The sequence below is a fragment of the Streptomyces sp. NPDC005728 genome (assembly GCF_040630895.1).
Classification (GTDB): domain Bacteria; phylum Actinomycetota; class Actinomycetes; order Streptomycetales; family Streptomycetaceae; genus Streptomyces.
Window position 1 is genome coordinate 14,446 of the sequence record NZ_JBEXYL010000100.1, and the last position, 14,217, is coordinate 28,662.

Here is a 14,217-nt window from a genome sequence, read left to right on the forward strand (position 1 = left end):
GTTCGAGCGAGGCTCTTGCCCGGCCGATCAGACGGCGTGCCTGCTGGCCGTAGACCGCGGACTCTCCTAGGACCTGTCCGGCCGATCACGATCTGCCTGATGCTGAGCTGAGTACCGGTACTCAGGCGCGCGCGTCGCCCGCCCAGGCAGGCTGGCCGGCATGAACCTTCCTGTCGCCCCGCCGGCCTTCGACGCCACCACCGGCCCCCAGCCGCGTCAGCGTGCCGACCTGGGTCCTGACATCGGAGCCGGGTGTGGTCTGGTGTTCCTGGAGCTGACCGCCCTGGTAGTGGTCTTCGGGCTCTGGTTCCTGTCCGGGTTCAATCTCGACGCCGCCAAGACCGTACACACCGACTCGTTGTGGGGGTATCTGGCCGCCGCCGGTGGAATCGGAGTCCTCGCCGTCGTGGCAACCGCGATCGCCGCGCGGGCCGGGGCCGTAGTGACGGTCGTCAGCCAGGCCGTGATGGCTGCCCTGATCTGCGTCGTCGTCTTCGGTGGGGCTACGGCGCAGTCCCACCAGGACAGGTTGTGCCGTGACATACCGTCAGCGGCCGGGTGCAACGACTGAAGAGCGACCAAACACCGAAACCCTGTACGCCGAGAGGCAGGTGGCGATCCTGCCCACCTCTCACCCACTTGCCGGCCGCTCCGAGATCCGGATGGCCGAAGTCACCGCATTGCCGGAACTCCCGATGGCTCGCTGGCCCGATACCGGTGGCAACTACCTGGAAGGGCAGGGGGCCGAGGTACGGAACCTGACACAGCTCTTCCAGCTGATCGCGCTCGGCCGTACCACGGAGATTGTGCCCGAGTCCGCCGGCACCGACCTGCGCCGGGGACTCGCCGCCGTGCCGGTCCTCGATGCTCCGCCCGTGACCACGGTGACCGCTTGGCCGTCGCACAGCCGACTTCGCGCCGTCGCCGACCTGATCCGCGTAGCAACACGTCTTTGAGGCCGAGGTGGCGGCTTTACAGACCACGCCAGGGGCCTGCCCTGACCTGCCGTTTCCCGATCGAGGGCCCCCACCCCACACCCATCCCACCGTGGACGGCGCTGCGACCGAGGTTGCTGTGCCCTACGGGCGTTGAGAGGCGTGGCCGGCCCAACCAGGCGGGGGCTGCGTCCACTCGCGCTCAGGAGCACAGATTCACGTGCCGGACGGCCAGGACGTGCCCCGCCGCGTCGATGAGGCGGCTGCGGGCGAGGTGTCCGCCGGCCACCGCATTCGTGATCGCCGTGGCGATCGAGGACGTCTGGGAGCTGACGTTGCCCTTCAGGTCGAACATGACCATGTCGGCGCCGGAGCGCAGGGCCTGGACGGCGGCGGCCGGGACGCTGAAGCCGGCGGCGGAGATCGCCTTGGCACTGAGCGAGTCGGTGACCACCAGCCCCTTGAAGCCCAGTTTGCCGCGCAGCTCGTAGCTGATGACGGTGGGTGACAGGCTCGCCGGATTGGTGCCCAGGCCCGGCACGATGTTGTTGGAGACCATGATGGCCGGGGCGCCGGCCTTGATGGCTGCGGTGAACGGCGGGATGCCCACCTTTTGCAGGGTGGACCAGGGCAGGGTGCGGGCGGGGCCGAAGTCGGAGTTGTAGGTGGAGCCGCCGAGGCCCGGGAAGTGCTTGACGACGGGTATCACGCCTCCGGCGCGCAGCCCGTTCATGTACGCGACACCGTCCTGGGAGACCACCGAGGTATTGCCGCTGAAGGACCGCCATCCGTCCGGGTTGGTCTTGCTGGGTGCCACGTTCCTGCCGTCGACGTCGACCACCGGCGCGAGGTCCATGTTCACCTGGGCGGCCGCCATCTTGGTGGCGACCTTCGTGACGTTCTGCTGAATCTGGGCCGGGGTCCAGTGCGCGCCCATGTACGCGGGCCAGGGAAGGGACCCGACGAGGTTCGCCATGCGCTGGATGCCGCCGCCCTCCTCGTCGGTCATCACCAGCAGGCCCAGGTGGCCCGATACATGGGACTTCAGGGCGGTCAGCCGGGAACCGAGGTCGGACGGCGCCTTGCTGCCGAACAACAGCACACCGCCCGCACCGGCGCTCACCTCGGAGGAGACGTCGGACACCGACGTCTCCGACACCGGGACGGCGATGGTCAGCATGGCCAGTCGGCGGTTCGACCACCCGGCCAGCTTCGTGCTGTTGGTGCACGCAGTGGCGGTGGCGGTGAGTGACGAAGGGGGGGACGAAGGGGAGAGGGAAGGCGCGGCGGGCGGGGCGAGGGACACGCCCGGGCCACTGGAGTGCGGGGACGCCTTGGGGGTGCCCGTGCCACAGCCCGCCAGAAACACCGCCGCCACGGCGGCGGCGCTCAGTCTGCGCGCGGTCGTGGCCCGGCCGGGGAGCCGCGGCGGAGCTGTCGCGTTCCTGCGGTCACAGTACGACGGGAGATTCATCGCCCGGCCTCCTTTCGGAAGACGCGACGGTACCCGTCGCGCTGAGGGCCGTATGAGCATGAGGTGGGTTTCACTGGGTGGGATGCACGCCAGCGCGCATTTGTTCGAAGGTCCGCGGTCGGCGTACCACCAGGATCTCGCGTCTTGGAGTCGGCCGGGAACCCAGCCGACGTGAGTGGGGGGCCGCTCAGGACTTGCCTTCGCCTATCAGCCCAGGGGATCCCGCGAGCCGCGACAAGTCCTGCGGCGTCCGGCGGTCGTAGTGTCGACCCGTAACCGAGGAGGACTTCCGATGCGCAGCGTGACCTATTCGATGGGCGTCTCACTTGACGGCTACATCGTTGGGCCGGACGGTGGCTTCGACTGGACGGCGCCCGACGAGGAGGTCTTTCGTTTCGTCACCGACGAGATTCGAGACGTTGGCGTTCACCTGTTGGGACGACGGCTGTACGAGACGATGCTGTACTGGGAGACCGCCGACCAGGATCCGTCGCTCGACGAGTCAATGCTCGAGTGGGCGGCGATCTGGAAGCCGCTCCCCAAGGTGGTGTTCTCCACCACGCTGTCGGCGGTGCAGGGCAATGCCCGTCTGGCCTCCGGCGGCTTGGTGGAGGAGATCGAGCGGTTGCGAGCCGAGCCGGGGGAGGGCGACATCGCGATCGGCGGTGCGACTCTCGCCGCCGAGGCAGCTGCGTCGGGTCTGATCGACGAGTACCGGGCCAGGGTCTACCCGGTGCTGGTGGGCGGTGGCATTCCGTTCTTTCCCCAGTGCGAGCGCCGGGTGGATCTCGAACTCGTCGAGACCCGCACCTTCAGCTCGAGAGTCGTCTACCTCCGCTACCGCGTGGCGCGCTGGCCCAGCAGCTCGTTCAGCTGTGAGGCGTCCACGGATTCGTCCGCGGAGGGGGTAGCGGAGGGGATCGGCTTGTCGTAGTCCGTGGAGAAGGTCGTCTCGTCCAAGGTGTCTGTCTCGGTGAGAGCCTTCAACACGTAGGGCTTGCCCTCCGTTGAGACGTAGAACGTGCCCGTCGCCCCGTTGTCGTCCCGGCCTGTCACCGAGACAACCGTGGCCGGCTTGGGGGCGGGGGACATGTTCCGGTCGGGCGCCCAGCGGCGGGTCTGTGGCCTGGTCCAGCAGTTGCCAGCTGCCGTCCGGATGGAGCAGCACCGGTGGTGGGTGGCCGGCGTTGCTGTAGATGATCAGTCGGCTTCGTGGGTCGATGAGCACTTTGACTACGGTGGTGGCCAGCGCGCCGTCGACCGCCCGGGCGTACAGACCCGGTACCTCCAGGGCCTGTGCGGGGCTGGGAACGGCTCGGATGGCTGCGCTCAGTGCGCTGCGCAACATGCCCATGACGGGGGGCCTGCAGGCCGTGGCCGACGACGTCCCCGACAGCGACCGAGTAGCGGTCGGGCGGCAGATCGACCACGTCGTACCAGTCGCCGCACACGTTGAGTGATCCGCTGGCAGGCAGGTACCGCACGGCGATGTCTTTGTGCCTGTCCAGGTCGGGGGAGCGGAGCATGACCTCCTGCAGGGTGACGGCGACTTCGCGTTTCGCGGGCATGCGCCTGGCGCAGTTGCTCGTTCAGTTGTTCCAGATCGTGCGACCGGGCGTACACCTGGGCTGCGATCCCTGATGCCTGCTTGCTCAGCGGCGGGGTGAGCTCATGGATGACGGGGGAGTGCATGAACTCGGTGACGTCGTCGGCTCGCGCGATGATCCATTTCACGGTGCCGTCCGGCCCCAGGACGGGGCTGGACATTCCGCACCACCATCGCTCCTCGACATCGCCCGCCCGGTCGGCGACGGGAATGTCGAATCGCTGCGGTGCCACCACATCGGGCTCGCGGGAGTCCAGCACGCGCTGGAGTGAGGCGCCGAAATCACGCGCTGAAATCACGCGCCACGTCCGGTGCGGCAGGCGTGTCCGGGAATGCCTCCAGGATGTACCGTCCGGCCAGTTCTTCGCGGTCCTGCCGGTGATTTTGAGGTAGGCCCAGTTGGCGTAGCGCACCACCAGGTCGGCGTCCGGCACCAGGTACGGGTTCGGCGCGGCGTCGAACAGCTCCTCGAAATCGATCTCCGCTGTCGTCACGCGCGTGCCCTGCCGATCTTTACGAGCGCGACCGCTTTCGTTTCCAACCCACGAGGTATCCGCCAGGTGCGCCCGCCGGACGACTGCCGGTCCGTTCCGCGGTCCCTGGCCTCAACGCACCGTTTCACGGTCCGCGCCTGCTGATCATCACCAGATCGACTGCTCGCCTCCCTTCCGGGAGGTGAGCAGTCAAAGGCCAGGATCATCGAACTGGTCGAGAAGAAAGTCGACCGGTGCGAGCCCCGAGGCGGCGGATGCGGCGTCGTGAAGATGCTGCTCCGCCCAGATGACCTTGCCGTGAGGGGTGTACCGCGTCCCCCATCGCTGGGCGAACTGCGCCACCAGGAACAGCCCCCGCCCGCCCTCGTCGGTCGTCGCCGCCCGCCGCGGGCGCGGCGAGGTGCCGCTTGCGTCCGACACCTCGCAGATCAGAGAGCGTCCGTTCAGCAGCCGTACGCCGACCGGTGGCGAGCCGTACCGGATCGCGTTCGTGAGCAACTCGCTGACGATCAGCTCCGTGGCGAATGCGGTCTCCTCCAGCCCCCACTCCAGCAACGTCTCCCGGCAGCGCGCCCGCACCGAGGGAACCAATGCCGGGTCCGGCGGCACGTCCCACGTGGCCACACGCGAGGCCGGGAACTTCCGGGCACGGGCCGTCAACAGCGCGATGTCGTCGGAAGAGTGTGACGGCTTGAGCGCGTCCATCACCGCCTGACACGTCTCCTCCGGCGAGCGGCCCCCCGACCCGGCCAACGCCCGGCGCAGTCTCTCCATCCCGACATCGATGTCGTGGGTGCGGTCCTCCACGAGGCCGTCGGTGTACAACACCAGCTGTGAACCCTCCGGCAGGGACAACTCCACGGTCTCGAAGGGGTAGCCGCCCAGGCCCAGCGGCGCAGAGGCCGGCACGCCAGGACAGGTGACCGTCCCGTCCGGGCGTACCACCACCGGCTCCGGGTGCCCGGCACGGGCCATCGTGCAGGCCTCCACCACCGGGTCGTAGACCGCGTAGAGACAGGTTGCTCCGGTCACGCCCTCCCCCTCGTGGCCTTTCGTGGCATCGCCCGTGTTCTCCTCGTTGTCCATGCGGACGACCAGGTCGTCCAGGTTCCCGAGCACCTCGTCCACGGGCAGGTCCAGGGTGGAGAAGTTGTGCACCGCGGTGCGCAGCCGGCCCATCGTCGCAGCCGCGTGCAGCCCGTGACCGACGACGTCACCCATCACCAGAGCCACTCGAGCGCCCGGAAGCGGGATGACGTCGAACCAGTCCCCGCCCACCCCCGCCTCCGCGGGCAGATACCGCCACGCCACCTCCAGGGCATCCTGCTCCGGCTGCCCCCGTGGCAGCAGGCTGCGCTGCAGCGTCACCGCCATTGCGTGCTCCCGGGTGAACCTGCGGGCGTTGTCGATGGCCACCGCCGCCCGCGCGGCCAGTTCCTCCGCGAAGGCGAGATCCTCCGGCTCGAACGCCGGGGAGTCCACCATCCGGTAGAAGTTCGCCACGCCCAGCGGTACGTTCCGCGCCCGCAGTGGCACGGCCACCAGCGAACGCAACCCGCATTCCAGGGCCTTGTCGGCGCGCTCCGGATCTTGTTCCCGCCAGCCGTGTGCCCGCCGCAGGTCCGTCTCCAGCATGACCCGGCGCTCCTGCAGCGTCCGCATCTGCGGCGTTCGACGCGAGAACGTGATCACTTCACCCAGCGGATACACCGGTATCAGCCGCTGTTCGCCGCCGATCGCCGCCCGGCGCAGTTGCCGCCAGCCCTCCGCCGTAGGCTCCCACCCCCGTAGCACCGCTTCGAGCAGATCCACCGTCACGAGGTCGGCGAACTGCGGCACCGCCACGTCGGCCAGCTCCTGGGCCGTACGTTTCACATCCAGCGTGGTCCCGATCGCCACCCCGGCCTCGTACAGCAGCTTCAGCCGCTCCCGCGCGACCTCGGCCCGCCCCGAGACCGACGCCAGCTCCGTGGTGTCCCGCAGCGTCACCACGCTGCCTCCCCGGTCGGCCTGCGGGTACGTCGGCCGCATGTTCACCGCCAGCAACCGGTCCCCCGCGCGATGCACCTCATCGGTGACCGCCTCCGGCGACGACAGAAGACGCATGATCGGCTCCGGCAGTCCCAGCTCCCGCATCGGGCGCCCCCGTATGTCCGCCGGCAGTCCGAGCAACCGTGTCGCCTCGTCGTTGGCCAACAACAGTCGTCCGTCGGCGCTGGTGATCAGCACTCCTTCCCGCACCGCGTGCAGGACCGCGTCGTGGTGCTCGTACAACTCCGCCAGCTCCGCCGGGGCCAGGCCGTGCGTCTGCCGCCGCAGCCGCCGGGACACCAGCGTCGTTCCGGTCACGGACAGCGCCAGCGCGGCCGCGCCACTGCCCAGGATGATCGGCAGCTGTGGCATCCACAGTCCCGCGACGTTCTCGACCGTGAGTCCGGCTGAGACCAGACCGACCACCTTTCCGTGCGAGTCGGTCACCGGGACCACCGCCTGCACGTCCGTCCCCTTGCCCGCGGGCAGAGGCGGCCCACCGGCCTGCTCGACGACAGTACGGCCTTCCAGCGCCGGTGCGATGGTGCCGACGAACTTCTTCCCGATCTCCTGCGGGTAGGGGTACGTGTATCGAATCCCCTTCGTGTCCATGACGACGACGAAATCCAGGCCCGCGCGCTTCCGCGCCGCCTCGGCCCGAGGCTGGAGCACCGCTGTCGGATCCCGGCTCTGCAGCGCCTCGGCCACACCAGGTGCATTCGCGAAAGACTGCGCCGCGACGATCGACTCCCTACGCCCCTGTTGCACCGCGTCACTCGCCGCCTGGAGCACCATGGCACCCACCGCGGCCACGACCAGCAGGAGCACGATCACGACCTGGAGAAGCAACACCTGACCGGCCGCACTGTGCAGGTCCAGCAGGTGAGCGCGGCGTTCGCGCGAGCGTCCGACGGGCGGGTGACGTTCCAGGCTCCGAGGGCGCCCGGAAAATACCTCCATACACCCTTGATAGCACCGCTGCGAGGAAGCCGACGCTGATCACGACCGGTTGCACGGGGTGCCGCGTCCACCGCTCACCACAGGGCGTCCGGCGCGGGACGGGGGCTTCCTGACCTGGGCAGGAGCGGGGACCAAGGCACTCCGGCAGCAAAGGGACCGCCTGCCCGGCGCCGTGCGGCACCGGCTCGGACGGCAACTTGACGCGCTCACCGCACCCGACCTGGCCAGCCGCGTGGACGAACTCACCCGCCACCACCAGGTTGCCGACCAGCTCCAGCAGGCCACCGAGGAGAACGCTGCTCTCCGAGCCCGCGCCACCTCCCTGGAACAAGTCCTCGCCGCAGCCGGCACCAGCCTGCGCCGCGTGATCCGCACCGAGGACACCGCACGGTGACCCCACATAGGGCGCTCGACCACTCAGAGTGCATCTGTGTCAGCCCGACGTGGTCCGCGCAGTCTCGGCGGAGGGCGTTTTCTGCCGCGATGAGCTCCGGCCGGGTCGCGAGTCTGCTCCAGTGAGCGCGGTAGGACGTCGTACGACTCAGCGCTGCCTGGCACGAGACAGCACGGACGATCACACCGGACGACCCGACGACCGCGCTGCCCGGCCGCCCGCCCGTCGTCGACCTGGCCGCCTGGCAGGCCGCCCGTGACGAGCTCCTGGCCCGCGAGAGGGCCCACACCCACGAGGGCGACGCCCTCGCCGCGGCCCGCCGCCGGTTGCCGATGGTGGAGCTCGACGGGACGCACGACAGGCCGTGGCAACGAGCGGAGCAACGGGCCCCTCCGCGCCATATGGCAGGTGTCCCGCGGGACTTGCACCGCACGTTGGCCTGATGCATATGTCAACGCCGCTGATCGGTCGGTCAGTTAGGGGAGTGGGGATGACGGCTTTTCTGTCGGATCGGTGGGTGGGGTCGCCACGTATCGCCGCAGAGGCTTCACATTCCACGAGTGAATTGCTATTTCCGTTGCACCCGACTTCCCTTCCGCCCCTCAGGGATCTTCCGCCTTCTCGCCGAGAATTCAGGCAAGTAGAAATCGCGCCACCCAGTCCTCTCGGCAGTTTCAGGACTTTGTCCTCAGGGTGAACCGCTAAACCGTTTCGGCATATCTACGATCGCAGGCTATGACCGACACTCCACGGGACAACTCCGCCACCCGTGCCCGCTGGCAGACCTGTCTCAGGCTCGCCCGTGAACTCCTCCTCGTCGGACCCGACGGCAAAGACCTCAAGCTCGAATACCTGCACGCTCTGATAGACACGGGCCGCCTCGGTACCACCCGGCACCCGCGCAAGAAGGTCCTCGTCATCGGTGCCGGCATCACCGGCCTTGTCGTCGGCCGGCTGCTCAAGGATGCCGGGCACGACGTCACCATCCTCGAGGCGAACGCCAACCGTGTCGGCGGACGCATCAAGACCTTCCGCACCACCAAGCACCACCAGCCCTTCGCCGACCCGGCCCAGTACGCCGAAGCCGGGGCCATGCGGCTGCCCGACTTCCACCCGCTCGTCCTCGCCCTGGTCGACAAACTGGGGCTCGGCCGACGCCAGTTCTACAACGTGGACATCGATCCCCACACCGGCAGCGGTCCCGACGTGCCCGTCCCTCCGGTGACATACACCTCCTTCACCGGCCGGACGTGGACGTACGGCGACGACAGCCCGGACTTCGCCGAACCCGACAAGCGTGGCAACTCCTGGATCCGCACCAACCGCGTCCAGGTGCGGCGGGCCGACTACGCCGCCGGTCCCGAGCGGATCAACGAGGGCTTCCACCTCACCGGCGACGAGGTCCGCGCCCCCGCCGCGCGGATGGTGGACGAGGCGCTGGACAGCGTGCGCGACTACTACTCCGACGTCGTCGACGGCAAGCGAGTCAACAAGCCGTTCGACGAGTGGGTCGAGGGCTGGGCGCGGGTGATCCGCGACTTCGACGGCTACTCGATGGGCTCCTTCCTGCGCGACCGCGCCGGGCTCAGCGACGAGGCCGTCGAGGCCGTCGGAACCCTGGAGAACATGTCCTCGCGGCTCTACCTCTCCTTCTTCCACAGCTTCCTGAGCCGCAGCGACATCAACCCCGGCGTCCGCTACTGGGAGATCCCCGGAGGAAGCTGGCGCCTGCCGCACGCCCTGTACCAGGGCCTGCGCGACGAGGTGCGGCTGGGCCAGCGCATGATCCGCCTCGAATACCACGACCCCAGCCGTGACACCGACCCCGACGGCACCGGGGCGGTCGGACCGGACGGGTGGGGCGTGGCCGTACAGACTGTCGACGAGGAAGACCCGAAGGAACTGCCCCGTCTGTGGACGGCGGACCTGGCGGTCGTCACCATCCCGTTCTCCTCGCTGCGCTTCGTGGAGATCGTCCCCTCGATGTCGTACAAGAAGCGCCGTGCCATCATCGAGACCCACTACGACCAGGCCACCAAGGTGCTGCTCGAATTCAGCCACCGCTGGTGGGAGTTCACCGAGGACGACTGGCGCGACACGCTGGACGGCATTGCGCCCGGCCTGTACGAGTACTACCGGCGGGGGCACGAGGCGGACACCGAGACCGTGTCCGTGCCCACGCTGCCCGAGCCGGAGGCCGGGCTGCTCGGCGCCGCCGTCAAGGACAGCCTCGTCACCGAGGAGATGCGGCGGATCGACGGCAGTCTGCCGCTGCGCGGACCCGCCGTCCGGCCCCCCACTCACTGCTTCGGCGGGGGCTCCGCCGCCGACAACCCCAACCGGTTCATGTACTACCCCTCGCACCCGATCGCGGACAGCATGGGCGGCGGCGTCGTCCTCGCCTCGTACTCCTGGTCCGACGACGCCGCACGCTGGGACTCCATGCCGAAGGCGGAGCGCTACCTCTACGCCCTGCGCAACCTCCAGGCCGTGCACGGCCGGCGCATCGAGGTGTTCTTCACCGGCCGGGGCGCCACCCAGAGCTGGGCCCGCGACCCGTACGCCTTCGGCGAGGCCGCCATCTACACCGCGCACCAGATGACCAGCTTCCACCTGGACGTCTCCCGGCCCGAGGGCCCGGTGCACTTCGCCGGCGAGCACACGTCCCTCAAGCACGCCTGGATCGAGGGTGCCCTGGAGAGCGCCATCCGCGCCACCCTCGCCGTCCATCAGGCGCCGCCGGTCACCGACAGGAAAGAGGAGTCCTCGTGAGCGCGATCACCCCCGCTTGCACGGTCGCCCGCTATCTCGCCTTGCGGTTGGCCGAGTTGGGCATCACCCATCTGTTCGGCGTCCCCGGCAACCACCTCGGCCCGTTCCTCACCACGCTGCGGGCCGAGGGCGACATCGAGTGGGTCGGCACTCCGACCGAGGGTGGCGCGGGCCAGGCCGCCGACGCCTACGCCCGCTTCCACGGCGTGGGCGCGGCGGCGGTGACATACAGCGTGGGCGCGTTCAACCTGCTCAACGCCTGCGGCGGCGCGTACGTCGAGCAGGTCCCGCTCATCGCCGTCAACGCCTGCCCGCCGTACGAGCAGTGGCAGAACTTCCGCGCCGTCGGGCTGCTCACCTCGCACATGAGCCCCCGTGCCGAGAGCAACCTGGACGTCTACCGGCAGGTCACCGTGGACGCGCAGGTCATCTCCCACCCGGGCCTGGCGCCCGCCCAGATCGACGCCGCGCTCACCGCGTGCGTCTCCGAGCGCCGGCCGGTCTACCTGGAGGTCATGGAAGACCTGTGGGACGAGCCCTGCCCTGAGCCCACGGAGCCGATCGTCCGCCGCGAACGGCCTTTCAGCGAGCGCAACCAGAGCATGCTGGACCAAGCCGTGCACGCGATCCTCACCCTGATCGAGGAGCACCCCGGCCCGGACGGCAGGCCCCGCCCGATCGTGTGGGCAGGCGAGGAGATCAACCGGTACCGGCTCGGCGGGGAACTCATCGACCTGGTGGAGGCCACCGGCGTACCGTTCTGCACGACCGTCGGCGCCAAGGCCGTCGTGGACGAGGACCTGCCGCAGTTCCATGGCGTCTACAACGGCAAGGCCAGTCACCCGGACGTGTACGCGATCTTCAAGGACTGGGCCACCTGCCGGATCGGGCTCGGGGCCTGGTCCACGTCGAAGAACCTCGGCGGTGAGCAGAGCGTCGGCACCGACTGGGTGATGGCGGCGCACGGCGGCGTCAGCGTCGGTACCTCCTACTTCCCCGACGTCCAGCTCGCCCAGTTGCTGCCCGCCGTCCAGGACGCGCTGGTGAAGGCCTACGGCTCCGAGGGCCTGTCCGCGGACTACTACGCCGAGTCCTACAGCTACCAGGGAGCGCAGGACGACCGCCCCGCCGGCCTGGCGCAGTACCGCGCCTCGCTGAGCGTCAGCAGTGCGCGGTCCCGGGACGCCGAACGGCTCACCTACGATGGCGTGTTCGACCGGGTCAACCACTTCCTGGGGCAGGAGACCACGGACAACTGGACGGTCGTGTCCGACGCCGCGTTCTCCCTCATCGGCTCGATGAACCTGTCCCTGTCCGCGGGCGGCTTCCTGTCCCAGATCAGCTGGCTGTCCATCGGCTGGTCGGTCGGTGCGGCCACCGGCGCCGCGCTCGCCCCGGAACGCGAGGGCGCCCGCCCGATGGTGTTCGTCGGCGACGGCGCCTTCCAGGAGACCTGCCAGGAGATCTCCACCCACACCCGGCTCGGGCTGCGCTCGGTGGTGTTCGTCCTGGACAACGGGTCTTTCTACGGCATCGAGCAGATGTTGGTGCACCCGGCCTACTACGCCGGACAGGACCCCGCCGAGCCGGACTTCTACAACGTCCTGCACCCCTGGCACTACGACCGCCTCGCGGCCGTCTTCGCCGGCAAGGACACCCCGGCGACCGGCCTCAGCGTCGCCCGCCCCGCAGAGCTGGACGACCTGCTCGCCCGCCTCGGCGACCCGCGCGACCCGGTCAACGCCGGACCGCTCCTGGTCCGCGTCCGCCTGCACCGGCACGACTATCCGCGGGCCATGGCGTACAAGGTGCCGAAAACCTCGTGACCGAAACTCTCACCACAGAAAATCTCGAATCCCGAGGGGAAAGAAATGGCTGATCTGAACGTACTGATCGCGTTCGACGCGGCCACGATCGTCGAGCAGAATCCGGGCGCGTCGCGGAATCCCGACGCGCCGACCTACGTCGACCAGAGCCTGATCTACATGACCACGCGGCACGACCACATCGTCGGCACTTCGGGCGCCGAGCTGAACCTGCGGGCCGAGCCCGGGGACACCATCAGGTGGCGGGAGACGACGGTGTCGCTCGGCAGCGACTACAAGGCGCTGCTGTACCGGTACGTGAGCAGCGACCGCGACCACACACTCATCAGGACACCGGAAATCGAGGTGGTCGACGGCGTCTATCCGCTGCCGCGGGAGGGCAGCGAGGGCAGTCCGGATTTCGTGACGCAGAAGTACCAGGACCACTACTGGCGCACCACGGTGAAGAGCGTCGGCAAGGTCGTGTACCACTTCTACTTCCAGATCCTCGACCGGCACCGGCAGTTGAAGGGGTACTTCCAGTGGGACCCCTTCATCACCATCGAGGACTCCTGACGGTCCGGCCGTGACGGGCGGCGGCGCGGTCACCTCCGCCGCCGCCGTTTCGCGGTGCCGGGCCTGCCGCGCTGCGCGGTTCCATCGGGTCATGGCTCGTCGGGCGGGGAATCACGCGCCTCTCGGCACCCCGCGCGCCGATGATCCCAGGCAGGTCTGCACCGAGCGCTTCGCATCAGGCAGGTCCTCGGGCACGAGCCACCGTGTCTGTGCGGCGTCGGCGGGTGCGCGGTAGCCGTGGCGAGCAGGAAGCGTTTCTCGTCGATGGCCTCCTCGCCGGCGTCTGGGGGAGGCGATGGCGGTTGCGGGGTGCGGGGTGCGGGGCCGATGGTGTTCAGCCAGGCAGGGCTTTCGCAGTGCTGCTCGGCGTTGGGCGCCGGCACTTTGCGCATGGCGCTGTGGGCGTCTGCATTCACATGTGGAGCCGTCCCAACGCGTCGCGCCAGCCGAGGCGCACAGTGGCCTCCGCACCGCCCTCAGGATGGTTATGGAAAGTGAGATGGGTGCAGGGAAGGCCTGCTTGGCCGGAGGCGATGGTCAGGCCCAGGCCCGTTCCTGCGGACGCGGAGCCGGTACGCAATCGCTGCGGGCAGGAGGTGGTGAGGACCAGCCGCAAGTCGCCCGGCAAGCCGGGGCCATGGTCGCGGACGCGAACGATCGGACCGTCGTCGTCCCGATGGTCACTGGCGGCGCGCCGTGCCGCAGGGCTCGCCGCTCGTCATGGCCTGGGCCTGGCGCTCACCAGGCCGGACTGATACGCGATCACCACCAGTTGAGCACGGTCTCGCGCATCCAGTTTGGTCATGGCGCGCTGGATGTGGCTGCGCACCGTGCCGACCCTCGAGGGACGCGCCGCCCGCCCCGGCTCCGGGCCGCAGTAGTTTCCCCGTCGGCTCTCACGCCGCCGCGTCGTACGCGGCCCGGAACCGGATGCCGCCGCCGGTCGGGGGCTGCGGGGCGCGCTCCGCGAACACGGTCAGACGTAGCACGAGATAGCGGCCGATCCCGACGAGCGCGGTGGCGGACAGGTACACCGTCTGCTGCAGGACGAGTCCTGCGCCGGGACGGAGCGCGGCCAGCGAGCCGACCGCGGCGGACGTGACCAGCCAGCCGAGGGCGATGGTGGCCGCGCTCTTCAGGTGGCCGGCCAGACCGGGCCGTCCGTGGCCG

The 14,217-nt window shown here is 69.3% G+C and carries 9 protein-coding genes and 5 pseudogenes; 8 read left to right on the forward strand and 6 right to left on the reverse strand.

Annotation, left to right across the window (positions count from 1 at the left end; all coding sequences use genetic code 11):
* Positions 1-160 precede the first annotated feature (160 nt).
* Both ABZ471_RS39345 and ABZ471_RS39350 read left to right on the forward strand, forming a co-directional pair.
* A complete protein-coding gene (locus tag ABZ471_RS39345; RefSeq protein WP_359073513.1) occupies positions 161-571 on the forward strand; it encodes a DUF6234 family protein in 411 nt (136 codons plus the stop codon).
* Between the two features lie 10 nt (positions 572-581).
* Positions 582-956, forward strand: a pseudogene (locus ABZ471_RS39350) (LysR substrate-binding domain-containing protein); the annotation flags it as partial.
* Positions 957-1,137: 181 nt separating this feature from the next.
* Here the strand turns inward: ABZ471_RS39350 and ABZ471_RS39355 are convergent.
* Positions 1,138-2,409 carry a glycoside hydrolase family 3 N-terminal domain-containing protein gene (locus tag ABZ471_RS39355; RefSeq protein WP_359073514.1) on the reverse strand — a complete coding sequence of 424 codons (1,272 nt, stop codon included), beginning with the start codon at positions 2,407-2,409 and terminating at the stop codon, positions 1,138-1,140.
* A 292-nt stretch (positions 2,410-2,701) separates the two neighbouring features.
* On the opposite strand from ABZ471_RS39355, the gene ABZ471_RS39360 reads away from it, so the two are divergent.
* A complete protein-coding gene (locus ABZ471_RS39360; protein ID WP_359073516.1) occupies positions 2,702-3,343 on the forward strand; it encodes a dihydrofolate reductase family protein in 642 nt (213 codons plus the stop codon).
* Between the two features lie 207 nt (positions 3,344-3,550).
* Here the strand turns inward: ABZ471_RS39360 and ABZ471_RS39365 are convergent.
* The 3 genes and pseudogenes from ABZ471_RS39365 to ABZ471_RS39375 form a co-directional block, all read right to left on the reverse strand.
* Positions 3,551-3,763 (reverse strand): annotated as a pseudogene (locus ABZ471_RS39365) (SpoIIE family protein phosphatase); the annotation flags it as partial.
* Positions 3,739-4,509 (reverse strand): PAS domain-containing protein, encoded by a 771-nt coding sequence (locus ABZ471_RS39370; protein WP_359073518.1) that lies wholly within the window; start codon positions 4,507-4,509, stop codon positions 3,739-3,741. The gene ABZ471_RS39370 and the pseudogene ABZ471_RS39365, both read right to left, overlap by 25 nt.
* Positions 4,510-4,698: 189 nt before the next feature.
* Positions 4,699-7,500 carry a SpoIIE family protein phosphatase gene (locus tag ABZ471_RS39375; protein WP_359073520.1) on the reverse strand — a complete coding sequence of 934 codons (2,802 nt, stop codon included), beginning with the start codon at positions 7,498-7,500 and terminating at the stop codon, positions 4,699-4,701.
* Between the two features lie 58 nt (positions 7,501-7,558).
* Here ABZ471_RS39375 and ABZ471_RS39380 point away from each other — a divergent pair, with 58 nt between their 5' ends.
* The 5 genes and pseudogenes from ABZ471_RS39380 to ABZ471_RS39400 all read left to right on the forward strand — a co-directional run bounded on the left by ABZ471_RS39380 (position 7,559) and on the right by ABZ471_RS39400 (position 13,047).
* Positions 7,559-7,894, forward strand: coding sequence for a hypothetical protein (locus tag ABZ471_RS39380; protein WP_359073521.1), 336 nt, complete (start codon positions 7,559-7,561; stop codon positions 7,892-7,894).
* 179 nt (positions 7,895-8,073) lie between these two features.
* A pseudogene (locus tag ABZ471_RS39385) lies at positions 8,074-8,247 on the forward strand (DUF899 family protein); the annotation flags it as partial.
* Positions 8,248-8,629: 382 nt separating this feature from the next.
* Positions 8,630-10,666 carry an FAD-dependent oxidoreductase gene (locus tag ABZ471_RS39390; RefSeq protein ID WP_359073522.1) on the forward strand — a complete coding sequence of 679 codons (2,037 nt, stop codon included), beginning with the start codon at positions 8,630-8,632 and terminating at the stop codon, positions 10,664-10,666.
* Positions 10,663-12,492 carry a thiamine pyrophosphate-binding protein gene (locus ABZ471_RS39395; RefSeq protein ID WP_359073524.1) on the forward strand — a complete coding sequence of 610 codons (1,830 nt, stop codon included), beginning with the start codon at positions 10,663-10,665 and terminating at the stop codon, positions 12,490-12,492. The genes ABZ471_RS39390 and ABZ471_RS39395 overlap by 4 nt, the downstream gene beginning before the upstream one ends.
* 45 nt (positions 12,493-12,537) lie before the next feature.
* Positions 12,538-13,047 carry an inclusion body family protein gene (locus ABZ471_RS39400; RefSeq protein WP_067309710.1) on the forward strand — a complete coding sequence of 170 codons (510 nt, stop codon included), beginning with the start codon at positions 12,538-12,540 and terminating at the stop codon, positions 13,045-13,047.
* Between the two features lie 718 nt (positions 13,048-13,765).
* Here the strand turns inward: ABZ471_RS39400 and ABZ471_RS39405 are convergent.
* Both ABZ471_RS39405 and ABZ471_RS39410 read right to left on the reverse strand, forming a co-directional pair.
* Positions 13,766-13,879: pseudogene (locus ABZ471_RS39405) on the reverse strand (LuxR C-terminal-related transcriptional regulator); the annotation flags it as partial.
* A 64-nt stretch (positions 13,880-13,943) separates the two neighbouring features.
* Positions 13,944-14,217, reverse strand: a pseudogene (locus ABZ471_RS39410) (hypothetical protein); the annotation flags it as partial.